This window comes from Luteimonas viscosa (assembly GCF_008244685.1).
Taxonomy (GTDB): Bacteria; Pseudomonadota; Gammaproteobacteria; order Xanthomonadales; family Xanthomonadaceae; genus Luteimonas; species Luteimonas viscosa.
Window position 1 is genome coordinate 975,601 of sequence record NZ_VTFT01000001.1, and the last position, 23,801, is coordinate 999,401.

General features: G+C 71.5%; 21 protein-coding genes. 9 read left to right on the forward strand and 12 right to left on the reverse strand.

Going from position 1 to position 23,801, the window contains the following annotated elements; translation table 11 throughout:
• Positions 1 to 23: 23 nt before the first annotated feature.
• Entirely contained in the window at positions 24 to 983 is a 960-nt protein-coding gene (gene miaA / locus FZO89_RS04455; protein ID WP_149102121.1) for a tRNA (adenosine(37)-N6)-dimethylallyltransferase MiaA, read from the reverse strand.
• 479 nt (positions 984 to 1,462) lie between these two features.
• Here miaA and FZO89_RS04460 point away from each other — a divergent pair, with 479 nt between their 5' ends.
• Positions 1,463 to 3,295, forward strand: a complete 1,833-nt coding sequence (locus tag FZO89_RS04460; protein ID WP_149102122.1) for a vWA domain-containing protein — start codon at positions 1,463 to 1,465, stop codon at positions 3,293 to 3,295.
• Here FZO89_RS04460 and FZO89_RS04465 read toward each other — a convergent pair.
• On the reverse strand, positions 3,276 to 6,200 hold the full coding sequence (locus tag FZO89_RS04465) for an EAL domain-containing protein (RefSeq protein ID WP_262378525.1): 2,925 nt from the start codon (positions 6,198 to 6,200) through the stop codon (positions 3,276 to 3,278). The two genes, FZO89_RS04460 and FZO89_RS04465, sit on opposite strands and share 20 nt — an antisense overlap.
• An 88-nt stretch (positions 6,201 to 6,288) precedes the next feature.
• Here FZO89_RS04465 and FZO89_RS04470 point away from each other — a divergent pair, with 88 nt between their 5' ends.
• The 4 genes from FZO89_RS04470 to FZO89_RS04485 are packed head-to-tail and all read left to right on the forward strand — an operon-like array spanning position 6,289 to position 10,503.
• Positions 6,289 to 6,966 carry an RNA polymerase sigma factor gene (locus FZO89_RS04470; protein ID WP_149102124.1) on the forward strand — a complete coding sequence of 226 codons (678 nt, stop codon included), beginning with the start codon at positions 6,289 to 6,291 and terminating at the stop codon, positions 6,964 to 6,966.
• Positions 6,963 to 8,111 carry a hypothetical protein gene (locus FZO89_RS04475; protein ID WP_149102125.1) on the forward strand — a complete coding sequence of 383 codons (1,149 nt, stop codon included), beginning with the start codon at positions 6,963 to 6,965 and terminating at the stop codon, positions 8,109 to 8,111. Before FZO89_RS04470 ends, FZO89_RS04475 begins: the two co-directional genes overlap by 4 nt.
• Complete coding sequence (locus tag FZO89_RS04480) at positions 8,108 to 8,698, forward strand: IMPACT family protein (protein ID WP_149102126.1); 591 nt, start codon at positions 8,108 to 8,110, stop codon at positions 8,696 to 8,698. Before FZO89_RS04475 ends, FZO89_RS04480 begins: the two co-directional genes overlap by 4 nt.
• Positions 8,698 to 10,503 carry an ABC transporter transmembrane domain-containing protein gene (locus tag FZO89_RS04485; protein ID WP_149102127.1) on the forward strand — a complete coding sequence of 602 codons (1,806 nt, stop codon included), beginning with the start codon at positions 8,698 to 8,700 and terminating at the stop codon, positions 10,501 to 10,503. The genes FZO89_RS04480 and FZO89_RS04485 overlap by 1 nt, the downstream gene beginning before the upstream one ends.
• Before the next feature lie 15 nt (positions 10,504 to 10,518).
• On the opposite strand, the gene FZO89_RS04490 is transcribed toward FZO89_RS04485, so the two are convergent.
• Entirely contained in the window at positions 10,519 to 11,352 is an 834-nt protein-coding gene (locus tag FZO89_RS04490) for an AraC family transcriptional regulator (protein ID WP_149102128.1), read from the reverse strand.
• 121 nt (positions 11,353 to 11,473) lie between these two features.
• On the opposite strand from FZO89_RS04490, the gene FZO89_RS04495 reads away from it, so the two are divergent.
• Entirely contained in the window at positions 11,474 to 11,902 is a 429-nt protein-coding gene (locus FZO89_RS04495; RefSeq protein ID WP_149102129.1) for an organic hydroperoxide resistance protein, read from the forward strand.
• A gap of 46 nt (positions 11,903 to 11,948) precedes the next feature.
• Positions 11,949 to 12,905: an alpha/beta fold hydrolase gene (locus tag FZO89_RS04500; RefSeq protein WP_149102130.1), complete on the forward strand. Its 957-nt coding sequence runs from the start codon at positions 11,949 to 11,951 to the stop codon at positions 12,903 to 12,905.
• A gap of 305 nt (positions 12,906 to 13,210) precedes the next feature.
• Here FZO89_RS04500 and FZO89_RS04505 read toward each other — a convergent pair whose 3' ends face one another.
• Positions 13,211 to 14,038, reverse strand: a complete 828-nt coding sequence (locus FZO89_RS04505; protein WP_149102131.1) for a helix-turn-helix domain-containing protein — start codon at positions 14,036 to 14,038, stop codon at positions 13,211 to 13,213.
• Positions 14,039 to 14,190: 152 nt separating this feature from the next.
• Here FZO89_RS04505 and FZO89_RS04510 point away from each other — a divergent pair, with 152 nt between their 5' ends.
• Positions 14,191 to 14,967: an isocitrate lyase/PEP mutase family protein gene (locus tag FZO89_RS04510; RefSeq protein WP_149102132.1), complete on the forward strand. Its 777-nt coding sequence runs from the start codon at positions 14,191 to 14,193 to the stop codon at positions 14,965 to 14,967.
• A gap of 3 nt (positions 14,968 to 14,970) precedes the next feature.
• Here FZO89_RS04510 and FZO89_RS04515 read toward each other — a convergent pair whose 3' ends face one another.
• Complete coding sequence (locus tag FZO89_RS04515) at positions 14,971 to 15,858, reverse strand: LysR substrate-binding domain-containing protein (RefSeq protein ID WP_149102133.1); 888 nt, start codon at positions 15,856 to 15,858, stop codon at positions 14,971 to 14,973.
• 102 nt (positions 15,859 to 15,960) lie between these two features.
• On the opposite strand from FZO89_RS04515, the gene FZO89_RS04520 reads away from it, so the two are divergent.
• Positions 15,961 to 16,665, forward strand: coding sequence for a glutathione S-transferase family protein (locus tag FZO89_RS04520; protein WP_149102134.1), 705 nt, complete (start codon positions 15,961 to 15,963; stop codon positions 16,663 to 16,665).
• A 19-nt stretch (positions 16,666 to 16,684) separates the two neighbouring features.
• On the opposite strand, the gene FZO89_RS04525 is transcribed toward FZO89_RS04520, so the two are convergent.
• The 7 genes from FZO89_RS04525 to FZO89_RS04555 form a co-directional block, all read right to left on the reverse strand.
• A complete protein-coding gene (locus tag FZO89_RS04525; protein WP_149102135.1) occupies positions 16,685 to 18,310 on the reverse strand; it encodes an acyl-CoA dehydrogenase family protein in 1,626 nt (541 codons plus the stop codon).
• Complete coding sequence (locus FZO89_RS04530; protein ID WP_149102136.1) at positions 18,307 to 19,563, reverse strand: FAD-dependent oxidoreductase; 1,257 nt, start codon at positions 19,561 to 19,563, stop codon at positions 18,307 to 18,309. Before FZO89_RS04530 ends, FZO89_RS04525 begins: the two co-directional genes overlap by 4 nt.
• A 67-nt stretch (positions 19,564 to 19,630) precedes the next feature.
• Positions 19,631 to 19,837 (reverse strand): cold-shock protein, encoded by a 207-nt coding sequence (locus tag FZO89_RS04535; protein ID WP_149102137.1) that lies wholly within the window; start codon positions 19,835 to 19,837, stop codon positions 19,631 to 19,633.
• A gap of 97 nt (positions 19,838 to 19,934) precedes the next feature.
• A complete protein-coding gene (locus FZO89_RS04540; RefSeq protein ID WP_149102138.1) occupies positions 19,935 to 20,690 on the reverse strand; it encodes an S-methyl-5'-thioinosine phosphorylase in 756 nt (251 codons plus the stop codon).
• Positions 20,691 to 21,500: 810 nt separating this feature from the next.
• Positions 21,501 to 22,070: a hypoxanthine-guanine phosphoribosyltransferase gene (locus FZO89_RS04545; protein ID WP_149102139.1), complete on the reverse strand. Its 570-nt coding sequence runs from the start codon at positions 22,068 to 22,070 to the stop codon at positions 21,501 to 21,503.
• Positions 22,067 to 23,074 (reverse strand): beta-N-acetylhexosaminidase, encoded by a 1,008-nt coding sequence (gene nagZ, locus FZO89_RS04550; protein ID WP_149102140.1) that lies wholly within the window; start codon positions 23,072 to 23,074, stop codon positions 22,067 to 22,069. The genes FZO89_RS04545 and nagZ overlap by 4 nt, the downstream gene beginning before the upstream one ends.
• A gap of 205 nt (positions 23,075 to 23,279) precedes the next feature.
• Complete coding sequence (locus tag FZO89_RS04555) at positions 23,280 to 23,783, reverse strand: CYTH domain-containing protein (protein ID WP_149102141.1); 504 nt, start codon at positions 23,781 to 23,783, stop codon at positions 23,280 to 23,282.
• Positions 23,784 to 23,801 lie beyond the last annotated feature (18 nt).

Genomic DNA, 23,801 nt, shown 5'->3' on the forward strand with positions numbered 1-23,801 from the left:
GCCGGTCGAGTGCGTCGGGTGACTTACGAGGTGCCGAGGAAGCGGCGGACCGCGGCGTCGAGGTCCGCGCCCTGCGCGGCTGGGTCGAACCATCGCGCGTCGAGCTCGCCGCGCAGCCAGGTGAGCTGGCGTTTCGCGAGCTGGCGGGTGGCGAAGATCGCGCGCTCGCGGAACTGCGCGGCGTCGCCTGCGCCGTCGAGGTGTTCCCAGGCCTGGCGGTAGCCGACGGCGCGGATCGCCGGCAGGTCGAGCGGCGCCGGATGGGCGCGCAACTGCGGCAGGGCGCGCAGGGTCCGCACCTCGTCGAGGAAGCCGGCGGCGAGCATCGCGTCCAGGCGCGCGGCGATGCGCGCATGCAGCACCGTGCGCTGGTGCGGTGCAACCACCAGCTTGAGCACCTTCACCGGCAGGCGCGGCGATGCCGGCGGCCCGCGCTGCCAGTCGCTGATCGCGCGGCCGCTGAGGCGGAACACTTCCAGTGCGCGCGCGATGCGCTGCGGATCGGCGGGCGCGATCCTCGCGGCGGCGGCCGGATCGACGGTCGCGAGCTGTGCGTGCAATGCCGGCCAGCCGCGCTCGCGCGCCTCGGCCGCGATTGCGGCGCGCAGGGCCGGATCGGCGTCGGGCATCGGCGACAGCCCGTGCAGCAATGCGCGGAAGTACAGGCCGGTGCCACCGGCGAGGATCGGCAGGCGGCCGCGGGCGAGGATGCCGTCGATCGCGGCGCGGGCGTCGCGCGCGAACTCGGCGGCGGAATAGGCCTGCCAGGGATCGCGCAGGTCGATCAGGTGGTGGGGTGCGCGCGCGCGTTCGGCGGCGTCGGGTTTAGCGGCGCCGATGTCGAGCCCGCGGTAGACCAGGGCCGAATCGACGCTGACGATCTCGCCGCCGAAGCGCTGCGCCCAGTCGAGCGATAGCGCGGTCTTGCCCGAGGCGGTGGGGCCCATGAGGGCGATGGCGGGCGGGCGGGTGTCGACGGGCATCGGGGGGATTATCGATGCCGGGGCGGTGGAAGGGGTCCGGATTGCGGGAAGAATCGCGCTGGACGCGGAATCCAGGGGGCCTGCACTGCCGCAACGTTGCCGTGAAGGCTGTGCTTTCAGAGCTGTCGCGCCGGGGAGCGCCCCCATCCGCCTTCGGCACCTTCCCCCGCAAAGCGGGGGAAGGAACAGCCAGGTTCGTCGCGACATCTCCAACTTCTCGACGTCGAACACCCTAGCTGTCCTTCCCCGGTTTTACGGGGGAAGGAACAGCCGGGCTTGTCACGACATCACCAACTTCTCGACGTCGAGCACCCTTGTTGTCCCTCCCCGTTGTTGCCCCCGCCCCCGTTTCACCGGGGAAGGTAGTTGCGCGCAAGCGGTGGAAGGGTTGCCACCGGAAGCGGAAGGGACCGGCACTGGCGCAACCCCACCGTGACGGCTCGCGCGTTCATCGCTGCGTCCACCACGGGAGTCCCGCCATGCAACGCACCGTCCTCGCCGCTGCCCTGTTCGCCGCCATCGCCCTGTCCGCCTGCAGTTCCGCGCCGGACGGGCGCGGGGCGCAATCGCCCTCCTCCGCGCCCGTCGACGACCTGGAACGCCAGGCATCTGTGCCGCCTCCTCCCCCGCCCGTGCCACCCGCCCCGCCGGCCGAAATTGCGCTCGCCAAAGCCCGAGGCGCCGAAGCCCGCGACGCGGATGCCGCACGCGCGCACCTCGACCAGGTCGTGGTGAGCGGCACACGGATGCGCGCCGAAGAGGCCATGGCCGTGGGCATGCTTGCCGCGCCGGCGCCAGCCTCCGCGCCGCTGCTCTACGAGATGGTCGCGCCGCCGCCGCAGTCGCAGCCGGCGAACACCGAGAACTACGCCGAGCGCGAGGACAACCCGGTGCAGCGCGTGGCCGAGCAGCCGGTGTCCACCTTCTCGATCGACGTCGACACCGGCAGCTACAGCAACGTGCGGCGCATGGTGCGCCAGGGCGTGCGGCCGCCGACGGACGCGGTGCGCGCGGAGGAGTTCATCAACTACTTCGACTACGGCCATCCCGGCCCGGATTCGCTGGACACGCCGTTCCGCGCCACCACCGAGGTGGCGCCGGCGCCGTGGGACGCGCGCCGGCACCTGCTGATGATCGGGATCAAGGGCTTCGACGTGCCGAAGGCCGAGCTGCCGCCAGCCAACCTCGTGTTCCTGTTCGATACCTCGGGTTCGATGAATTCGCCGGACAAGCTGCCGCTGCTCAAGCAGTCGTTCGCGGAACTCACCGGGCAGCTGCGGGCGCGGGACCGGGTGTCGATCGTGGTCTACGCCGGTTCCGCGGGCCTGGTGCTGCCGCCGACGGCCGGCGACCGCAAGGACGAGATCCTCGCCGCGCTCGACCGGCTCGAAGCCGGGGGCAGCACCAACGGCGGCGACGGCATCCGCCTGGCCTACGCGATGGCGCGGCGCGGGTTCGTCGAGGGCGGCGTCAACCGCGTGATCCTGGCCACGGACGGCGACTTCAACGTCGGCACCGTCGACGGCGGTTCGCTGGAGACGATGGTCGCCGACCAGCGCAAGTCCGGCATCGCCCTGACCACGCTCGGCTTCGGCACCGGCAACTACAACGACCACCTGGCCGAACGCCTGGCCGACGCCGGCGACGGCAACCACGCCTACATCGACACCTTGCAGGAGGCGCGCAAGGTGCTGGTGGAGGAAATGTCCTCGACCCTGCTGACGATCGCGCAGGACGTGAAGATCCAGGTCGAGTTCAACCCCGCGCAGGTGGCCGAGTACCGCCTGATCGGCTACGAGAACCGGATGCTGGCGCGCGAGGACTTCGCCAACGACAAGGTCGACGCCGGCGACATCGGTGCCGGGCACGAGGTCACCGCCCTGTACGAGATCACGCTGGCCGGCTCCGGCGCGGAGCGGTTGCCGCCGTTGCGCTACGGCGAGGCGCAGCCGGCAACGCGCAGCGCGCAGTCCGGCGAACTGGCGCACCTGCGCCTGCGCTACAAGCGCCCCGGCGAAACCGCGAGCCGGTTGATCGAAACGCCGATCCTGCGCAGCGCGATCCGCGCGCAGCCCGGCGAGTCGATGCGCTTCGCGGCGAGCGTGGCGGCCTGGGCGGATGCGCTGCGCGGCGGCGAGAACCTGGCGCAATGGGACTGGACCGCGATCGCCGGCGGCGCGCGCGCGGCGCAGGGCGCCGACCGCTGGCGCCTGCGCGCGGAGTTCGTGGACCTGGTGGAGGCCTCGCGGGCGCTGGTGGCCGACGGCGAAGGCGCCGCCGGCGAACCGCAGGTCAGCGCGATCTCGCGCTGACGGCGGCAGGCCGCGCCTTCGGGGCGCGGCCTTCGACCTGCGCCACCGGCCGCCCGAACAGGTAGCCCTGGCCGTAGGCGCAGCCCAGGCCGGTGAGCAACTGGCGCTGGTGCTCGGTCTCCACGCCCTCGCCGATGGTGTCGATGCCGAGCGTGCCGGCCAGGGCGAGGATGGCGCGCACCAGGGCCAGGCTCTCGGCGTGGGTTTCGCCGGACAGGCCGGCGATGAAGCTCTGGTCGATTTTCAGCGCCTGGATCGGGAACCGGTGCAGGTACGACAGCGCCGAGAAACCGGTGCCGAAGTCGTCGAGCAACGCCAGCACGCCCTCGGCACGCAGGGTATTGAGGATGCGCGCTGCGCGCGGCGCGTCGTCGAGCAGTGCGCCCTCGGTGATCTCGATCCGCAACCGGTGCGGATCGACCCGCGCGTCGCCGATGATGCGCAGCAGGCGCTCGGCGAAGTCGTCGGCGTGGAAGTGCCTGGGCGACACGTTGATCGACACGTAGCCTTCGAGGTGCCGCCCCATCCACGCTACCACGCGCTGGTACAGCAGCCAGTCGACCTGTTCGATCAGGCCACTGTCCTCGCACACGCGCAGGAACTCCGACGGCGGCAGCGCGCCGTGCAGTTCGTGCTTCCAGCGCAGCAGCGCCTCGTGCCCGACCACGACGCCGTCGGCCAGGCGCACGATCGGCTGGAAATGCGGCTCGAACGCGTCGCGCTGGATCGCGCGGCGCAGGTCGGCCTCGAGGTCGAGCAGGCGCATCGCCTCGGCGCGCATCTCCTCGTCGAAGCGCTCGCTGCGGTCGCGTCCGCGCGCCTTGGCGCGGTACATCGCCGCGTCGGCGTCGCGCAGCAGCTCGTCGGCGTGGCGGTAGCGCGGCTGCCACAGCGCGATGCCGATGCTGGCCGAGGGGAAAAGCTCGCGCCCGGCCACCCACATCGAGCGGCCGAGCTTCTTCAGGATCTTGGTGGAGATGTCGGTGGCGACGTCGGCATCGGCGACCGCATCGAGCACGATCGCGAACTCGTCGCCGCCCAGCCGCGCGACCACGTCCTCGACCCCGATCGCGCCGCGGATGCGGCGGCCGACCTCGATCAGCATCGCATCGCCGGCGGCATGGCCCATCGAATCGTTGATCAGCTTGAAGCGGTCGAGGTCGAGGAACAGCACCGCGAACGGCAGCCGGCCCGGCTCGTACATCTGCAGCATCATGCTGTCGAGGCGGTCGAGCAGGAACACGCGGTTGGGCAGGCCGGTGAGGTGGTCGTGGCGCGCCTGGTGGGTCAGGCGCTGCTGCGCGCGCACGCGCTCGCCGATCTGCGCGCGCAGTTCGCGATTGGCCTGTTCCAGTTCGCGGGTACGCGCCTCGACCCGGAACTCGAGCTCGGCATGGGTGGCCTTGAGCGATTCCTGCGCACGCTTGCGCGCCAGCGCACCGTCGACGTGGTGGGCGACGAAGGTCAGCAGTTCCTGGTCGGCGGGAGTGAAGGCGACGTCCGCGCTGTAGCTCTGCACCGCGATCACGCCGACCGTGGCGCCGTCGCGCGTCAGCGGCACCCCCAGCCAGCAGTGCGCGAGCGAGCCGTGGCCGCGCATCTGCCCGGCGCTCTCGAGCTGGGCCATGCCGTAGCGGTCGACCAGCAGCGCCTGCCCGGTGCGGATCACGTACTCGGTCAGGCCGCGGCCGAGCCGGCGCGGCCGCCGCACCGGATCGCGCTCGTCCACCGAATAGGGGAATTCCAGCCGCGCGCCGTCCTCGCTCAGCAGCGCGATGTAGAAGTTGCGCGCGTCGAGCAGTTCGTCGATCACGCCGTGGACCTCGGCGTAGAAGCGCTCGATGCTGCCGGCGGTGATCGACAGTTCGCTGATCCGGAACAGCGCGCGCTGCAGGCGCTCGGCGCGCTCGCGCTCGACGATCTCCGCCTCCAGCACCCAGTTGGCGTGCTGCAGCTCGCGGGTGCGCTCGTCCACCCGCCGTTCCAGGTCGTCCTGCGCGGTCTTGCGGTCGAGCGCGGTGAGGATGTGCTGGGCGACGAATTCCAGCAGCGCCCGGTCCTCGTGGGTGTAGCGCCGTGGCTGGTCGTAGCTCTGCACCACGATCGCGCCGCTGACGTAGCCTTCGCGGCGCATCGGCACCCCCAGCCAGTCGGCGCTGTCGGGGCCGTGCGCGGGATCCTTGTCCACGCCCAGCGAGCTGCGGATCTGCGCCGACGGCCCCAGCATCGGCTGGCCGTGGCGCAGCATCGCCACGGTCAGGCTGTTGGGCATCTCGCAGACGGGGATCTCCTCGTCGGGATCGGCCACCCACGGATCGCGCTCGTCGACGAAGTACAGGAAACGGACGGTCTCGCGCACGTCGTCATAGCGCACGATGTAGAAGTTGTCCGCCGGCATCAGGGTGCCGACGACGGCGTGGATCCGCGCCAGCATCTCCTGCATGTCGAGGCTGGCGCCGGACAGGTCCGCGATCTCGAACAGCGCCTGGCGCAGGCGCTCGGACTTGCGCAGCCCTTCGATGCGCGACTGCGCGCGCGCGCTGGAGAAGGTGGCGTCGATGGTGCTGCGGGCCAGCGCCAGCCAGCCCTCGCGCAGGGCGTTGGGAAGCTGCCGGCCGGGCTGCGCGACTAGGGCGACGCGGGTGGCGTCGAGGGTCCAGGCGGCGCTGATGTCGTAACCGTCGGCGCCGGGCGGCTCGCCGCCGAGCATGCCGTCGACCGCCGCGGCATGCGCCGGCGTGGCGGCTGCGCTGCGCGAGGCGCCGGCACCGAGCAGCGGATCGTTCCAGCCGACCGCGACGGTCGCGCCCGCAGGCAGGGTGCGCGCGAGCAGCGGCGCGATGGCGTCCAGTCCCGCGTCCGTCTGGGGACCGGGCAGGTTCGCCTCGGTGGCTGGGACATTCACGGGTTCGGCATCTCCATTCAGGGAGCATAACGAGATTCGGCCCCGGCTCCGGCAACCCCTCGGCCGGCGCCGATCCGTTAGCTTCGACATGTCGATCGCCATCGCCCACCTGCCCCTTCCCCGATGGTCCCGGCGCCGCGGCCCCGGCTTCCCGCCGGCCGGGGCAGGCCTTACCCTGCTGCGGGTGAACGAGGCCGCCCCCGACGATCCGCCCGAGCCCGGCGACGAAGCGCTGATGCTCGCCTATGCGGCCGGCGACGTGGGCGCGTTCGAATCGCTCTACGGGCGCCACCGCCTGCGCCTGTACCGCTACCTGCTGCGGCAGCTGCGCGACGGCGCACTGGCCGACGAGCTGTTCCAGGACATCTGGCAGAAGGTGATCAGCGCGCGCGCGAACTGGACGCCCGAGGCCGCGTTCGCGACCTGGCTGTACCGGATCGCGCACAACCGCCTGGCCGACCACTGGCGGGCGCTGCAGCACCGTCCGCCGGCGCCGGTGGACGCCGACGAGCGCACCGCGCGCGTGCCCGACCCGGACACGCCGGAGCGGCAGCTGTCGGAATTCGAGCAGCGCCGGCAGTTGCAGGTGGCGCTGGACGCATTGCCGCCCGAGCAGCGCGAGGTGATCGTGCTGCGGCTGGAGCAGGAACTGAGCCTGGAGGAGATCGGCGAGGTGACCGGGGTCGGCCGGGAAACGGTGAAATCGCGCCTGCGCTACGCGATGGACAAGCTGCGCGCACAGCTCGGCGCGGGGGTGGGGGCATGAGCCGCCGCGACCACGAGCCGCTGACGCCGGAAGAACGCGAACTCGCCGCGCGGCTGTCGCGGCTGGATCCGCATGCGGCGCCGCCGGCGGCGCTCGACGCGGCGATCCTGGCTGCGGCGCGCGCGCAGCCACACGGCGAGGGCGCGCCCGCCACGCGTGCGCAGAGGCGACCACGTCGCCCGCGCTGGCCGGTCGGGCTGGGGATCGCGGCCTCGCTGGCGGTGGCGGTCGGCGTCGCCTGGCAACTTCGCCCCTTGCCCGAGAGCCGGGCGCTGTCCGCGCCTTCCGAACTCGAAATGCCGCAGGCCGTGATCGCCGAGCCTGCGCCGGCGGGCGCCGCGATCACGCCGCCGGAGGCGACCGGCGAGGCCGAAGACACGCCTGCGGCCGAAAACGGCGGCGCCACCGTCGCGGCAGACGAGGCCCGGGCCCCGTCCGGACCTGAAGGCTCCGCGCCCAGCCGCAGCCCCCCCGCCGTCGCGCGCGACCAGCACGAAATCGCGGTGGCCGCCGACCGGGCCGCGACCGACGCCGCCGCCCGTCAGGACGCCAGGCGCAAGGCCGAAGTCGAAGCCGAGGCCGGCAGGGCCGAGGCGTCGGCACGGCGCGCCGCTGCGCAGCCGGCCGCTGCGCTAGCGGAGGACGCCGATGCGATGGACATCGTCTTCGACCAGGCCACACCACCGCCCCCTCCGCCCCCTCCGCCCCCCGCGCCGCCGGCCCCGCCGGCACCGGCCGCCGATGACACCGGCTTCGTCCCGGCGCCGCCCGCCCCGCAAAGCGCGTCGCGCCCGGAAGAAGACGAGGACGCGTCGCACGCGCGCAGGCGGCGTCCCGATCCCGACCCCGCCGCCGAACCGTCGGAGGCCGCCGCCGAAGCCGCTGCGATCGACCAGATCATCGTGACCGGGACGCGGATCGAGCCGGCACCGGCGACGCTCGACGCGCTCGCCGACCAGCCGCTCGACGACCGCCCGCCGGCCTCGGCCGATTCTCCCGCGGTGCGCACAAGCTGGCTGCAGCGCATCCGCGAGCTGCGCGACGCGGGCCAGATGGACGAGGCGCGCGCCAGCCTGCGCGAGTTCGTGCGCCGCCACCCCGAGGCCGAGGTCCCCGACGACCTGCGCCCGCTGCTGGGCGAATGAGCCTGGACACGCTGGCCGCGCCGGCGCAACACGCCATCGAGGTCCGGCACAGCCGCTTCCTGGCGAACGCCGCGCCCATCGCCTCGGTGGAGGACGCGGCCGACTTCCTCCGTCACGCCTCGCTCGCCGACGCCAGCCACAACTGCTGGGCCTGGCGGCTGGGCGGCGACTACCGCAGCAGCGACGACCACGAACCGGCCGGCACCGCGGGACGCCCGATCCTGGCCGCGATCGACGGGCAGGGCTTCGACCGGGTGGCGGTGGTGGTCAGCCGCTGGTTCGGCGGCATCAAGCTCGGCGCCGGCGGCCTGGTGCGTGCCTACGGCGGCGCGGCGGCCGAATGCCTGCGCCTGGCGCCGCGACTGGCGCTGGTCGAAACCGCGCGGGTGCGCGTGCACGTGGCGTTCGGGGACGTTTCGACGCTGCACCAGTTGCTGCCCGTGTTCGCGGCGAACAAGCTCGACGAGGAATTCGACGCCACCGGCGCCTGCATCGCCCTGGAACTGCCCGCAAGCGCGCTCGCGGACTTGAAAACCCGGCTGCGCGACGCCACCCGTGACCGGGCACGTTTCGAAGACGAAGGCTGATGGCGTTTTCCCACGACCGGCGCGGCGGCGCCCCAGGCACCCCGCCCATCGCGCCGGATGCGCCTTCGCCGAAGGTTCCGCTCGGTTCGCTGCGCACGCTGTGGCCGTTCGTCATGCGCCAGAAGGGGCTGTTCTTCGCCTGGCTGCTGGCGCTGGTGGCCTCCTCCGGCGCGACCCTGGCGCTGCCGGTCGCGGTGCGCCACATCATCGACCGGGGCTTCAGCAGCGGCAGCAACATCGACGCGACCTTCGCGATGGTCCTGCTGGTCGCGCTGGCGCTGGCGCTGGCCACCGCCGCGCGCTTCTTCTTCGTCTCCCTGCTGGGCGAGCGCGTGGTCGCCGACCTGCGCAACCGGCTCTACGGGCACCTGGTCGGGCTCGACCAGGCCTTCTTCGAACGCAACCGCAGCGGCGAACTGGTGTCGCGACTCAGCGCCGACACCGAACTGCTGCGCAGCGTGATCGGCACCACCATGTCGGTCGCGCTGCGCAGCACGGTGACCGTGCTCGGCAGCGTGGTCATGCTGCTGGTGACCAGCCCGAAGCTGGCGGTGTGGGCGCTGGTGGGAATCCCGCTGCTGGTGCTGCCGCTGGTGCTGGGCGGGCGCCGGCTGCAGAAGATCTCGCGCCAGAGCCAGGACCGGGTCGCCGATGCCAACGCGCTGGCCGCCGAATCCCTGGGCGCGATCCGCACGGTGCAGGCGCACGCGCGCGAAGCGTACGAACGCGGCCGGTTCACCGATGCGGTCGCGCTGTCGGTCGCCACCGCGCGCAAGCGCATCGGCGTGCAGTCGCTGGTCACCGCGGTGGCCATCTCGCTGATCTTCGGCGCGATCATCCTGGTGCTGTGGTCGGGCGCGCACGACGTGATCCGCGGCGACATGACCGCCGGCACGCTCGGCCAGTTCGTGCTCTACGCCCTGCTCGGCGCCGGCTCGGTCGGTGCGCTGGCGGAAGTCTGGAACGAGCTGCAGCGCGCGGCCGGCGGCATGGGCCGGATCGGCGAACTGCTGGACGAACGCGGCGGAATCGCGGCGCCGGCGCATCCGGACCCGTTGCCACGCCCGCTGCGCGGCGAACTGCGCTTCGACGACGTCTCGTTCCACTACCCGACGCGCCCCGACGCCCCGGCATTGCAGGCGTTCTCGCTGCGCGTCGCGCCCGGCGAAACCGTGGCCCTGGTCGGCCCTTCCGGAGCGGGCAAGAGCACCGTGTTCTCGGTGCTGCTGCGCTTCCACGATCCGCAGGCGGGCCGGGTCTCGGTCGACGGCGTCGACGTGCGCCGGCTCGATCCGGCCGAACTGCGCGAGGCGATCGCGCTGGTGCCGCAGCAGCCTGCGATCTTCGCCGCCAGCGCGCGCGAGAACATCCGCTACGGCCGGCTCGAGGCGAACGACGCCGAGATCGAGGCCGCCGCGCGCTCGGCCGAGGCGCACGAATTCCTCTCCGCGCTCCCGGCCGGCTACGACGAGCAGCTCGGCGAGCGCGGCGCGCGCCTGTCCGGCGGCCAGCAGCAACGCATCGCCATCGCCCGGGCCCTGCTCAAGGACGCGCCGATCCTGCTGCTCGACGAAGCCACCTCCGCGCTCGACGCGCAGAGCGAACGCGCGGTGCAGACCGCGCTCGAGCACCTGATGGAAGGCCGCACCACGCTGGTGATCGCGCACCGGCTGGCCACGATCCTCAAGGCCGACCGCATCGTGGTGATGGACCAGGGGCGGATCGTCGCCCAGGGCACCCACGCCGAGTTGCTGGCGCAGGACGGCCTCTACGCGCAGCTGGCGCGGCTGCAGTTCATCGACTGACGCGGTTCCGCCAACTCAGGCGGACGCGGCGACGAGCTGCCTGCGCCATTCGCGTGGCGAGCGCCCGGTCTGGGCCTTGAACGCGCGCGACAACGCCGCCTCGCTGCCGTAGCCGATCTGCGGGGCGACGATCTTCAGCGGGCGCCCGCGCCGCAGCGCCTGCTGCGCCAGGCCGATGCGCCAGCCCTGCAGGTACTGGCCGGGGGTGGTGCCCACCGCCTCGCGGAAGCTGGCCGCGAACACGCTGCGCGACATGCCGGCGGCCTGCGCCAGTTCGTCCAGCGTCCAGTCCTTCGCTGGCGCCTCGTGCATCGCCACCAGCGCGTTGCGCAGGCGCGGATGCGACAGCCCCGACAGCAACCCGCCCTGCACCTCGCCACTCTCCATCAGCTGGCGCAGGATCTGGATCATCACCACCTCGAACAGGCGCTCGACCAGCGCCACGCGCCCGCAGCGGTGTTCGAACGCTTCCTCGAACAGCAGCGCCAGCACCGGCGCCGCGCCACCGACCTCATCCAGCGGCAGGCACACCACCGGCGGCAACGCCGCGGCGATGGGATTGCCCGCGCCACCCTCGAAGGCCAGGTGCGCGCAGACCATGTCCGCGCCGCGCTCGGGATCGGTGACGAAGCGGTGGGTCAGCGGCCGCGGATACAGCAGCAGGCTGGGGCGGTCCACGCGCAGCGATTCGCGGCCGTGGACCACCTCGACCACGCCTTCGCGCACCAGGTGCAACTGGCCGTGCTCGCCGTCGCTCTCCACGGTGTTGATGCCGCATAGCGGGCCGGTATTGAACACCTGGGCGCTGACCGGGAAGTGGGTCATGAGGGCGGCGAGCCTGTCGGCCATTGCGGACTCCTGGTCAATTTTTCAGGACTTTACATCACCAACGGTCCCGGCTGGGCGCGCACAGTACGCCTCACCGGGGAGACCCCCGGCCCCACCACCCCACCCGACAGGAAATCCCGCCATGTCCATCGAGAAGATCCTCTACACCGCCAGCGCCACCGCCACCGGCGGCCGCGACGGCCGCGCCATCGCCGAAGGCGGCGCGCTCGACATCGCCTTGTCCACGCCCCGCGAGCTCGGTGGCGCCGGCGGCCCCGGCACCAATCCCGAGCAGCTGTTCGCCGCGGGCTATTCGGCCTGCTTCCTCGGTGCGCTCCGGTTCGTCGCCGGCAGGCAGAAGGTGGCCCTGCCCGCGGCCACCACCGTCACCGGCCGGGTCGGCATTGGCCCGACCGCGACCGGCTTCGGCATCGAGGCCGCGCTCACGGTCTCCGCACCGGGCGTGGCGCGCGACAAGCTGCAGTCCCTGGTCGAGCAGGCGCATGCCGTGTGCCCGTACTCGAACGCCACGCGCGGAAACATCGACGTCTCGCTGTCGATCGCCGACTGATCCATCGACACCACCCAACCCCGCATCCAACCCCGGAGACACCGCCATGAACGCCATCACCCGCACCTTCGCCGCCAGCCTGCTGGCGATCGCCCTCCACGCCGGTACGGCCCACGCCGCGCAGCCGCAAGCCGGCGACCTCCAGGCCGCCGCCCGTGCCGCCACCATCGAAGGCAGCACCGTCGTCACCGCCGACGGCGTGCGCCTGTACTACAAGGACTGGGGCCCCAAGGACGGCCCGGTCGTGACCTTCAGCCATGGCTGGCCGCTGAGCTCGGACAGCTGGGAATCGCAGATGCTGTTCCTGGCCGACCAGGGCTACCGCGTGGTCGCGCACGACCGCCGCGGCCACGGCCGCTCCAGCCAGCCCTGGGACGGCAACGACATGGACCACTACGCCGACGATCTGGCGGCGGTGATCACCGCGCTCGACCTGCGCGACGTCACCGTGGTCGGCTTCTCCACCGGCGGCGGCGAAGTGGCGCGCTACATCGGCCGCCACGGCACGGCGCGGGTGAAGAAGGCGGTGCTGGTGGGTGCGGTCACGCCTTTCATGCTGCGCACCACCGACAACCCGGACGGCGCCCCGATCGAGTTGTTCGACGGCTTCCGCAAGGCCGCACGGGAAAATCGCGCGCAGCAGTACCTGGACATCGCCTCGGGTCCGTTCTTCGGCTTCAACCGGCCCGGCGCCACGCCCAGCGCAGGCCTCGTCCAGAATTTCTACGTGCAGGGCATGCAGGCCGGGCACAGGAACACGTACGACTCGATCGCCGCGTTCTCGGCCACCGACTTCCGCGGCGACCTGGCGAAGTTCGACGTGCCGACGCTGGTGATCCATGGCGGCGACGACCAGATCGTGCCGCCGGCGATGTCGGCCCAGCTCGTCCCGCGCCACGTGAAGCATGCCGAGGTGATCCTCTACCCCGGCGCGCCGCACGGCATCACCGACACCCACAAGGACCGGCTCAACCAGGACCTGCTGGACTTCCTGCGCGAGTGAGGCACCGCCGCTTATTGCCGATCCGCCCAGAGGACGCATGCCCCGGCATGGGTCCTCATTTTTGGCTCTTCTCCCCTATGAGGGAGAAGTGATCGGCGACGGAGAACTCCCTGTCCCGACTTCGGATCGACGCCGCGTCCTGGCGCGGCTCACAGTTGCTCTAGCCGCGTTGGCCCGATGGCCAACTCCATCGAAGCCGCGCCAATGATGGCCTATGGGCGTTCCGGCTCGCGGGTTGCGGAAAAGCAGCGCATGGCTGCGCTGCGCGGGGCGAATCAGGCCATCCCGCCGCGCCGCGCAGGAGCTCAAGCCGCGCGCGCCAACGCCCGGCAATGCGCAGCGGTGTCCTCGTCCACCGGGAAACAGCATTCGATGTGCAGCTCGTCCAGGGTGACATCGCGCGGCATCGCGAACGTGGTGATCGTGGAGAAGAACCGCAACATGCCGTCGCCGCAGCGGAGCTGCGTGGTCAGCAGCGGCGACGGTGCGCGCGACAGGTCGCGCAGGCGCCAGCGCGCCGGAACCCCGGGATAGGCGAGCATCTCGTCGAGCAGCGCACGCGCGCTGTCGTCGGTCGGCGCGGCGGCAACCCGATCGTGCAGGTGGTGCACCAGTTCGCCGGCCACCTCTTCCCAGTTGACGATGGCGCGGCGCAGGGCGGCCGGGTCGAAGAACTGGCGCATGATGTTGCGGTGGGCGCTGTCGCTTCCGAGCACGGCGCGGTTCACGCGCGCGGCGGCGCCATTTTCCCGCAGCACGTCCCAGTGCCGGTTGATCAGGAACGCGGGGTACGGTTCCTGCTGCGCGAGGATCGCGTCGATCGCCTGGTCGATCCGCGCCAGCGACAGCGCATGCAACGCGCTTTCCGGATACGCCGGCGCGTAGCCAGCGGCCAGCAGCAGCGCATTGCGTTCGCGCAGCGGCATCTCCAGCGCGTCGGCCAGGCGCGCCAGCAGTTCCCGGCCCGGCTGCGCCTTGCCGGTCTCGATGCAGCTCAGATGGCGGGTGGAGATGCCCGCCGACAGCGCGAGGTCGAGCTGGCTGGCGCGTCGCGCGGCGCGCCATTCGCGCAGCAGCGTCCCCACCGGCGCGGCGGTTGCGGGATCGGCCTGGCGGACACGGCTGCTCTGCATGCCCCGAGCATAAGCCGCGCGTGTTCCGGCGCGCCATGACCTGCGGGGTCATGCCGGCATGACCGTGCGCGTCATTGCCGCCATGCCCCCGATCGAACAATCTTCCGCCGCACCACAGCCACCACACACCATCCACTTCCCGGGAGCGATGCATGGGCACGCAAGTCGACAAGGCCGTTCTGTTCCGTTCGCTGCACGCCGGCGCGCAGCCGCTGGTGCTGTACAACGCCTGGGACCCGGGCAGCGCTCGCGCGGTGGCGGAGTCGGGCGCGCACGCGATCGCCACCGGCAGCTGGTCGGTGGCCGCGGCCCACGGCTACGCCGACGGCGAGCGCATGCCGCTGGCGCTGGCGCTGGACAACCTCGCGCGGATCGTCGCGGCGACCACGCTGCCGGTCACGGTCGACCTCGAGGGCGGCTATGGCGAAACGGCCGAGGAGGTGGGCGTCACCGTCGCCCGGTCGATCGAAGCGGGCGCGGTGGGCTGCAACCTCGAGGACAGCCATCCCGCGGGCGGTGGCCTGCGCGGGATCGCGGACCAGGCCGCGCGCCTGGCGCAGGCACGCGCGGCAGCGGAGACCGCAGGCGTGCCGCTGTTCGTCAATGCGCGTACCGACGTGTTCCTGCAGTCGCCGCCGGACGCGCACGACGCGGCGATGGTCGAACGCGCGCTCGAGCGCGCACGGGCATACGCAGAAGCAGGGGCGAATGGCCTGTTCGTGCCGGGACTGGCCGACGACGCGCTGATCGCCATGCTGGTGCAGGCCTCGCCGCTGCCGGTCAACGTCATGGCGGGTCCGGGCACGCCGTCGCTGTCGCGCCTCGCCGCGCTGCGCGTGGCGCGCGTCAGCCATGGCCCCGGGCCCTATCTCGCGGCGATGGGCGCGCTCGCACAGGCGGCCAGGCAGGCGGCAGCGATCGACGCCTGAAGCTCACTCCGGCGCCGCGTGCGCCACCAGGTGATCGAGCACCGCGCGTACCGCCGGCAGCATCCCCCGCCGGTGCGGCATCACCACGGTGGTGGTCACCTCGCCCGCCTGCCAGTCGGGCAGCACGCGCCGCAACGCACCGGACGCGATCGCGTCGCGGCACATGGGCGCGGGCAACGGCGCGATGCCCAGGCCGTGCGCGGCCGCGGACAGCAGCACCACCGATTCGTTCGCCGTCATCCGCGGACGCGGCGCGACCCGCACGCGGCGGCCGTTGCGGTCATCGAGGGCCCATTCCCGCGCATGGCTGCCGACCAGCACGCCGTCGTGCGACTGCAGGTCCTCCGGCGTTCGTGGTTCGCCGCGCGCGGACAGGTAGCCCGGCGCGGCGACCAGCACCACCGGCTCCACATGCAGCGGCCGCTGCACGAGGCCGGAATCGGGCAAGGGCGCGAAATGGCTGCGCACCGCGAGGTCGTAACCCTCCTGCACCAGGTCGACGAAGCGGTCGGTCACGTCGAGATCCAGCCGCAGTTGCGGATATCGGGCCGCGATCCGCGGCAGCAGGCCGGCGAGCAGCCCCTGCGCCACCGGCATGGACGCGGTGAGGCGGACCGTTCCGCTGGGCTCGGCGACGCGCCGGCGCACCACGTCTTCGGCGGCCTCCATCTCGATCCGGGCCGCCCGCGCATGCTCGTGGAAATCGCGTCCGACCTCGGTCAGCTGGAAGCTGCGCGAGGTGCGCTGGATGAGGCGCACGCCGAGCGCGGCCTCGAGCTGCGCCACGCGCTTGCTGATCGTCGACTTGGGGACGCCGAGCTGTCGCGAAGCCGCAGCGAAACCGCCGTGTTCGACCGCGGCGGCGAACAACAGCAGGTCGTTGGGGTTCATTGGCAATGTCTGCATTCATGGACGATAAGTCCATTTATCGCCGACTACCGGGTCGAAGTCCACGCCGGTACCGTGGCCGCTCCTCCACTTCTCCCCGATGCCATGTCCCCGATCCTGTTCTACGGCGTGCCCTCCGGCTGCTCGTTCGGCGCCCTCGTCGCCCTGGAATGGCTGGGCCGACCCTACCGGTTGTGCCGCATCGCCATGCCCGAAGGCTTCACCGAGGCCTTCCGCCGCATCAACCCGGTGCTGGAAACGCCCGCCCTGCTGACCGCGGAGGGCGCCGCGCTCAGCGAGAGCGTGGCCATCCTCAACCACATCGCCGCCTCCGGCATCGACCGCGGCCTCGGCTTCGCCCAGGGCACGCGCGATTTCGACCGCCTCAACCGCATGCTGGCGTGGCTCAACACCACCTTCTTCAACGCGTTCGCGCCGCTGTGGCACCTGGTCGATCACGCGTTGCCCGAAGCGGACGAGGCCGCGCTGCGCGGGTACGGCCGAGACCAGGTGGCGCTGGCGCACGCCCAGCTCGAGGCCATGCTCGGCGAGCGCGAATGGCTGCTGGGCGACCGCCGCTCGCTGGCCGACGCCTACTTCGCCGGCATCGCACGCTGGACCAAGTATCACGATGTCGTCGACCGCAAGGACCATCCCCGCGTGCAGCGCCTGTTCGACAGGCTGCAGGCCGATCCCGCCGTGGTCTTCGCCCACGCCATCGAACGCGGCGAGTCCCCGGCCGGTGGCGGCGGGTTCCTGGGCCACGTGACGCTGGAACAGGCGTTGGGCGAGCTGCGCGTCGAGGCGTGAGCGCCGGCGGGTTCCCCGCTCAGCCCGGGCAGGCCCGGGCGAGCAGGTCGCCCGCCGGTGCGTCGTCGGGCAGCAGGCCGAAGACCAGCCCGCGCGCGCCGCCGAGCCGGCTGCGGCAGAACGTCGCCGCGGCGGGAGATCCGGCGCACAGCAGCACGGCGGCCTGCAGCAGCAGCGCCATGTCCGCCACACGCCGGCGCGCATCGGCCTCGGCGGCCGGCCTTGCCAGGTCCGCGCGCAGGGCCGCGAGCGCGGCATCGAAGCCGGCGTCGATGCCCGCCGCCGGCTCCAGGCGCGCCAGCAGCGCCTCACCGGTCGCCGGATCGCGCGCCAGCGCGCGCAGCACGTCCAGGCACTGGATGTTGCCGCTGCCTTCCCAGATCGAGTTCAGCGGCGCCTGCCGGTACAGGCGCGGCAGCAGCGATTCCTCGACGTATCCGGCGCCCCCCAGGCATTCCTGCGCCTCGTTGACGAAGCCCGGTGCGCGCTTGCAGATCCAGAACTTGCCGATCGCGGTGGCGATGCGGGCGAACGCGGCCTGCGCCGGATCGCGCGGCGCGGTATCCACCGCATGCGCCACCTGCATCGCCAGCGCCGTGGCTGCCTCGGACTCGAGCGCGAGGTCGGCCAGCACGTTGCGCATCAGCGGCTGATCGGCCAGCGCCTTGCCGAAGGCATGCCGGTGCCGGCAGTGGTGCAGCGCCTGCGCCAGCGCCATCCGCATCAGCCCGGCCGAGCCGAGCATGCAGTCGAGCCGGGTCAGCATCACCATCCCGATGATGGTGGCCACGCCGCGCCCCTCGTCGCCGATGCGGTGCGCACGCGCGGCATCGAACTCGATCTCCGACGAGGCGTTGCTCCAGTCGCCGAGTTTGTCCTTCAGCCGCATCAGGCGGAAGCCGTTGAGCTCGCCGCCCGGCAGGCGCCGCGGCAGCAGGAAGCAGGTCAGCCCGCCTGGCGCCTGCGCCAGCACCAGGAAACCGTCGCTCATCGGTGCGGAGAAGAACCACTTGTGGCCGCGCAGCAGGTACTCGTCGCCCCCGGGCAACGGTGTCGCGGTCGTGGTGTTGGCGCGCACGTCGCTGCCGCCCTGCTTCTCGGTCATGCCCATGCCGACGGTGACGCCGGCCTTGTCCGCCATCGGCAGGTCGCGCGGGTCGTAGCGGCAGGCGGCCACCTTCTCCACCCAGCCATGCAGGGCCGGCGCGCGTGCGAGCACCGGCACCGCCGCATGGGTCATGGTCAGGGGGCAACTGCTGCCCGGTTCGGCCTGGTAGTGCAGGTAGCCCAGCGCCGCGCGCGCGACATGCGCGCCGGGTACCGGCTGCGCCCACGACAGGCCGGCGACGCCGTGTCCGATCGCGGCCTCCATCACCCGGTGGTAATGCGGATGGAACTCGACCGTGTCGATGCGATGGCCGCCGCGGTCGTGCGTGCGCAGGCGCGGACGGTCGCGATGCGCATCGTACGACCACGCGAGCAGGTCGCCGCCGGCGAGCGCGCCATACGCCGCGACCCGGTCGGCGAACGCCGCACCGCCTTCGCGCGCCAGGGCCTCGCGCAGCACCACATCGTCGCGCCACAGGTCGCGCGGGCCGAATTCCGGTGGCTGGTTGGAGACCTCGTGGGTGGCAGATCCGGTCATGACGCGATCCTCCCTTGGTCGCGGCGGCGCACGCCATCGGCCAGCGCGTCGACGAAGCCTTCGTCGAGCGCGATCCGGCCGAACAGGCCCTGCTGGGTGCCGCTCAGCACCCGCAGCATATGCGTTCTGCCCAGCGGGAGCCTGCCGGCCGGCAGCAGCGCGAGATCGCGCAGCTTCGCCACGCTGTCGTGCCCGGACTGGAACATCGGCGTCAGCCAGCGGCTCCACCGCTGGTAGATGGCCACGTGGCGGACGCGCTCGCGCTGGAACGCGGCCAGCATGTCCGGCAGCGGGTCGCCGGACCGCAACGCATCGGCCAGCGCCATCGCATCCAGCAGCGCCATGTTCACGCCCTGCCCCAACTGCGGGCTCATCGCATGCGCGGCGTCGCCGATGAGCACGGCACTGCCGCGATGCCATTGCGTGAGCACCGCATCGCGATAGCTGGCGCGCGCCAATTGCGCGGGCGTGGCGATCGCATCGACCAGCGGCGCGATCTCCGGCCAGATGCCCTGCACCTCGGCCTTCCACGCATCGAGGCCAGCATCGCGCCAGGCGTCGAACGTCGCGATCGGCAGGCTCCAGAAGAAGCCCAGCCTCGGCATGGCGTCTCCGGGGCGCGTGCCCACCGGCAGCAGCCCTATCATCCTGCGCGCGGCGACGTAGCGCTGCCGCAGCTGACGCAGGTGCGGCCAGCCGGAGGCCGGCAACAGGCACCACAACGCGCCCCAGGGATACGGCTGGTCGAGCCGGACGCGTCCGAGCCGCGAGCGCAGCAGCGAGCCCGCGCCGTCGGCCACGACCACCAGGTCGTAGGGGCCGTGGCGTGCGCCGGTGTCGTCGCACAGCGTGCGTCCGTCGTCGTCCAGCGCGACGATGCGCATGCCCGCACGCACGTCCCCATGTCCGTCGAATGCGTCGGCCAGGATCGAGAACAGGGTGCCACGCTGCAGCCCGATCCCCGCCAGTCGCGGATCGAGCGTGGCGTAGCGCATGTCCATGACCGCGCGCCCGCAGGGCGTGTCGCCGAACAGGCGCTCGACCACCGCGCCATGCTCCAGCACCCGCGCCAGCAGCCCCATCCGCCACAGCACCTGCAGGCCGCTGGGCTGCAGCAGGAAGCCGGCGCCGACAGGCCCGGGCACCGGCACCCGCTCGAACACTTCCACCGCATGCCCGTCGCGCGACAGCAGCACCGCCGCGCACTGGCCGGCGCTGCCGTAGCCGACGATCGCGATGCGCAGGCGCTTCATGCGACCGTCCCGCGCGCAGAAAAAAGCCCCGCCAGGGCGGGGCCGGAAAATTCCGTTGCCGACATGGTCAGACGACCGGTTGCACCCCTGCCGCCTGCGCACCCTTCGGACCCTGGGTGACTTCGTACTGGACCCGCTGGCCTTCCTGCAGGCTGCGGAACCCCTTCGAGTCGATCGCCGAGTAGTGGACGAAGACATCGGCGGTGCCGTCTTCCGGCGCGATGAACCCGAACCCCTTGGCGTCGTTGAACCACTTCACTGTGCCGTATTGCATGACTCGCGAACCTCGTGATGGCTGGTGGCGCCCGGCCGGGCTTGCAAGGCGTCCGGCGGGGCCCGCCGAGTATGCAAAGCCCGCCGGGTCGATGCAATCACCCGGTCAGCAGCGCGGACACCAGCGCCGGCACCCCGGAGGAGGCCGCGGCGACGTTGTCGAGCACGTCCTGCAGGGTGATCGCTTCGTCCGGATCCGGACCCGCGCCGGCCGCCCAGTTGGCGACGATCGCGAGGCAGGCGTATTCGAGTCCCAGTTCGCGCGCGAGCCCCGCTTCGGGCATTCCGGTCATGCCGACCAGGTCGCAGCCGTCGCGGCGCAGGCGCGCGATCTCGGCCTTCGTCTCCAGACGCGGACCCTGGGTGGCGCCGTAGCAGCCGCCGTCGACGAGCACGACGCCGGCGACCTGCGCCGCTTCGAGCACGCGGCGCCGCAGCGCCGGCGTGTAGGGGTCGCCGAAATCGACGTGCAGCACCTCCGTGCCGGGCTCCTCGCAGAGCGTGGACACGCGCCCCCAGGTGTAGTCGATCAGCTGGTCGGGGCACGCCAGCACGCGCGGGGCGAAGCGTTCGGTGATGCCGCCGACGGTATTGAGCGCCAGCACCCGGGTCGCGCCCAGCGCCTGCAGCGCGGCGAGGTTGGCGCGGTAGTTCACCTGGTGCGGCGGCACCGAATGGCCCTCGCCATGGCGCGCGAGGAACGCGACCCGCCGCCCGTCGAGCGTGCCGACCCGCACGGGCCCGGACAGCGCGCCGTAGCGGGTGACCGGCTGGTGGGTCTCGACGTCCTGCAGGTCGGCGAGCGCGTAGAGGCCGGTGCCGCCGATGACGGCGAGGGAGGGAGCGGGGTTCATGGGGTTGGAGAGCGATTTGGTGGTTCGGGGAGGATACAGCCGCATCGCGAAGGACACTCATGTGGCGGAATGTTCGTGCCCTGACCGCATCGGATCGTTCGGCGGCACAAGTCGCTTGTTTCGCCAGAATTCGTTACTCAAGAGCTTCCGTCCGCCTGAGGCGGCCGGGTTCATTTCTTTTGGAAAGCGCCAAAAGAAACGAACCAAAGAAAAACGCTTTCCCCGCAAAGGCACAAGCTCGCGGCTGACACAGGATCGAGATTTTCCGACTCGCCATCCATGGCTCGGTCGGAAAACGCCGCACATCCTGTGCGGCGCCCTCCGGGTCTGGTGAGTTCTGCAGGCGATTCCACAACAAGCGCTGCATGTAACGCTTCTGTCTCTGCAGGGACGGCGATGATTCAACACAAGGACTCCCTTTGCCAAAAGCGTCTTATCGCCTCCCGACTGGCGAGGCGAAGACGCGCGTTCCGCGCTTTTCGAAAGTGATGCGCCTGCGTGGGTCGGTAACCCGGAGGGCGGCGCGCAGGACGCGCGCCTTTTTCGCCACGGCATGGATGCCGTGTCGAAGAATTCCGTCATCGGGCCAGATCGCGAGCTTGTGCACTTGCGGGGAAAGCGTTTTTCTTTGGTTCGTTTCTTTTGACGCTCATCAAAAGAAATGAACTCGCTCGCCGCAAGGCGAGCGAAAGCTGTTGCCTCTCACGAGAATGCAGCCGCGCCCAGAACGGTCAAACGCCCGCTCCGGCGAGCGCAGGTCAGGTCAGGTCAGAATTTGCGACAAAAGCAGCAGCACACCATCAGCAGCCACTACTCCCCCACATCCCCCAACGCATAAATCCCCGGCAGATTCCGCCCCTGCTCATGGAAATCCATCCCGAACCCGAACACGTAGCGGTCGGGAACTTCCACGCCCACGTAGTCGGCGCAGATGCCCTCCACGCAGCGGTCGTGCGCCTTGGTCGCCAGCACCGCGACGCGCACGTCGGCCGCGCCCTGGTCCTCGCACCAGTACTTCACCGCCTTGAGCGTGTGGCCCTCGTCGAGGATGTCGTCGGCCAGCAGCACGCGGCGGCCGCGCATCGGCGTCGCCGGCCGGTGCAGCCAGGCCAGGCCGGAGCCGGTGGTGTTGCCGCGGTAGCGGGTGGCGTGCAGGTAATCGAATTCCAGGTCGAGGCCGCGTTCGCCGAGCGCGAACGCGAGCTGCGCGGCGAACGGCAGGCCGCCATGCATGACGGTGATGAACAGCGGCGGCAGCTCGTCGTCGACGTACTCGGGACAGATGGCGTCGGCCATCTCCTCGATCGCGTCTTCCAGCGCGTCGCGATCGTGGATAAGCTCGGCGCTGTCGAGCACGTCGGAGAGCCTCGGCACGTTCATGCGGTCTGTCCCAGTCGGGTCGCGAGTTGTGCTTGCGTGCCGCTGTAGCGGGCGTCGGCCAGCAGGCCATCCCAGCCCAGGCCACCACGGCCGAGCAACCCGACCAGGGCCATGGTGTTGAGCTTGCGATCCCTGACCGCCGCCAGCGATTCGTCGACCAGTTCCGGATGGCAGACCAGCACGACGTCGCAGCCCGCGTCCAGGTGCGCGTCGACGCGGGCCTTGATCCCGCCGGCGGAAAACGCGGCGGCCATGCCGATGTCGTCCGAGAACACCACGCCGCGGAAACCCATCTCTCCGCGCAACATGTCGTTGATCCAGAACGGCGAATAGCCGGCCGGTTCCGGCGCAACCTGCGGATACACGACATGCGCCAGCATCACCGCGTCGGCGCCGGCCTCGATCCCGGCCACGAAAGGCACCAGGTCGTGCGCCCGGATCGCGTCGAGCGGACGGTCGTCGACGGCATCGTCGAAGTGCGTGTCCTCGCGCACCGTGCCGTGCCCCGGGAAATGCTTGAGCGTGGCGGCCATGCCCACAGCGTGCATGCCGCGCACGTAGGCGCGCGTGAACTCGGCGACGACCCGGGGATCGTCCGAGAACGCGCGGTTGCCGATCGCGAGGTTGCCGTGGCCGACATCGACCACCGGCGCGAAGCTCAGGTCGACGCCGGTGGCGCGGATCTCGCTGGCCATCAGCCAGGCGTGTTCCTCGGCCAGCTTCAGCGCGGCGTCCGGATCCTGCGCATACAGGCGGCCGAAGCCGTCGAGCGGCGGCAGGTCGCTGAACCCTTCGCGGAAGCGCTGCACGCGGCCGCCTTCCTGGTCGACGCAGATCAGCACCGGGCGCGGCGCCGCCTCGCGGATCGCGGCGCACAGGTCCATCACCTGCGATCTCGAACTGAAGTTGCGCTTGAACAGGATGACGCCCGCGCAGGCATCGTTCTGCAGCCACTCGCGCTCCTGCGCGGTGAGTTCCATGCCGGCAACGCCGATCACGAGCATCCCTGGGGTCTCCATCGCGTGCGCGGCTGCGCACGGGCGGCATTGTCGCAGATGGCCGGGTTGCGGGCGCGGCGCGGGCGCACCCTTCGCCACCGCACGGAGCCGATCCTCCGGAACGGATGCTTCACCAGCCGCGGGCGCAGGGCTCGCTTTCCCGGCTCGTGCTGCCCGGGCCCCTCACCGCCTGCATCGGCTCCGGCGGCGGTCAGCCCCGCTCCGCGACGTCCCATCGCGCATACGGACGCGAGGCCAGCGCGAGGTTGTAGTAGCGCGGTTCGTCGGTCACCTCCCGTCCGACCCAGGCGGGCGCGGCGAAGGCCTCGTCGGCGCGCGCGAGTTCGATCTCCGCGACGACCAGGCCGGCGTTATCGCCGAGGAACTCGTCGACCTCCCACAGGTGGCCTTCGTGGTGCACGAGGTGCCGGCGCTTGTCGATCACGCCGGCCACGCAAAGGGCAAGCAGCGCACGCGCATCGTCGAGCGGGATCGGATAGTCGAACTCCTGCCGGGTATGGCCGGACTCGCGCGACTTCAGGTTGAGGAAGGCCGCCTCGCCCTGGATGCGGACACGTACCGAGACCTTCTGACCGCCATGTTCGAGCGAGCCGATGGTGTTGAGGTAGCCCTGCGCGATCGGCAGGACCGCATGCGCCTGTGCACGCCAGCCATCGCCGGAGACCAGGAACTTGCGTTCGATTTCGAGGGGCATGGGGATTCGGGATTCTGG

What these genes read in the sequence shown, in the direction of transcription:
- miaA (WP_149102121.1), bottom strand. Translation starts at nt 983, where the DNA reads ATGCCCGTCGACACCCGCCCGCCCGCCATCGCCCTCATGGGCCCCACC.
- FZO89_RS04460 (WP_149102122.1), top strand. Translation starts at nt 1,463, where the DNA reads ATGCAACGCACCGTCCTCGCCGCTGCCCTGTTCGCCGCCATCGCCCTG.
- FZO89_RS04470 (WP_149102124.1), top strand. Translation starts at nt 6,289, where the DNA reads ATGTCGATCGCCATCGCCCACCTGCCCCTTCCCCGATGGTCCCGGCGC.
- FZO89_RS04475 (WP_149102125.1), top strand. Translation starts at nt 6,963, where the DNA reads ATGAGCCGCCGCGACCACGAGCCGCTGACGCCGGAAGAACGCGAACTC.
- FZO89_RS04480 (WP_149102126.1), top strand. Translation starts at nt 8,108, where the DNA reads ATGAGCCTGGACACGCTGGCCGCGCCGGCGCAACACGCCATCGAGGTC.
- FZO89_RS04485 (WP_149102127.1), top strand. Translation starts at nt 8,698, where the DNA reads ATGGCGTTTTCCCACGACCGGCGCGGCGGCGCCCCAGGCACCCCGCCC.
- FZO89_RS04490 (WP_149102128.1), bottom strand. Translation starts at nt 11,352, where the DNA reads ATGGCCGACAGGCTCGCCGCCCTCATGACCCACTTCCCGGTCAGCGCC.
- FZO89_RS04495 (WP_149102129.1), top strand. Translation starts at nt 11,474, where the DNA reads ATGTCCATCGAGAAGATCCTCTACACCGCCAGCGCCACCGCCACCGGC.
- FZO89_RS04500 (WP_149102130.1), top strand. Translation starts at nt 11,949, where the DNA reads ATGAACGCCATCACCCGCACCTTCGCCGCCAGCCTGCTGGCGATCGCC.
- FZO89_RS04505 (WP_149102131.1), bottom strand. Translation starts at nt 14,038, where the DNA reads ATGCAGAGCAGCCGTGTCCGCCAGGCCGATCCCGCAACCGCCGCGCCG.
- FZO89_RS04510 (WP_149102132.1), top strand. Translation starts at nt 14,191, where the DNA reads ATGGGCACGCAAGTCGACAAGGCCGTTCTGTTCCGTTCGCTGCACGCC.
- FZO89_RS04515 (WP_149102133.1), bottom strand. Translation starts at nt 15,858, where the DNA reads ATGAACCCCAACGACCTGCTGTTGTTCGCCGCCGCGGTCGAACACGGC.
- FZO89_RS04520 (WP_149102134.1), top strand. Translation starts at nt 15,961, where the DNA reads ATGTCCCCGATCCTGTTCTACGGCGTGCCCTCCGGCTGCTCGTTCGGC.
- FZO89_RS04525 (WP_149102135.1), bottom strand. Translation starts at nt 18,310, where the DNA reads ATGACCGGATCTGCCACCCACGAGGTCTCCAACCAGCCACCGGAATTC.
- FZO89_RS04530 (WP_149102136.1), bottom strand. Translation starts at nt 19,563, where the DNA reads ATGAAGCGCCTGCGCATCGCGATCGTCGGCTACGGCAGCGCCGGCCAG.
- FZO89_RS04535 (WP_149102137.1), bottom strand. Translation starts at nt 19,837, where the DNA reads ATGCAATACGGCACAGTGAAGTGGTTCAACGACGCCAAGGGGTTCGGG.
- FZO89_RS04540 (WP_149102138.1), bottom strand. Translation starts at nt 20,690, where the DNA reads ATGAACCCCGCTCCCTCCCTCGCCGTCATCGGCGGCACCGGCCTCTAC.
- FZO89_RS04545 (WP_149102139.1), bottom strand. Translation starts at nt 22,070, where the DNA reads ATGAACGTGCCGAGGCTCTCCGACGTGCTCGACAGCGCCGAGCTTATC.
- nagZ (WP_149102140.1), bottom strand. Translation starts at nt 23,074, where the DNA reads ATGCTCGTGATCGGCGTTGCCGGCATGGAACTCACCGCGCAGGAGCGC.
- FZO89_RS04555 (WP_149102141.1), bottom strand. Translation starts at nt 23,783, where the DNA reads ATGCCCCTCGAAATCGAACGCAAGTTCCTGGTCTCCGGCGATGGCTGG.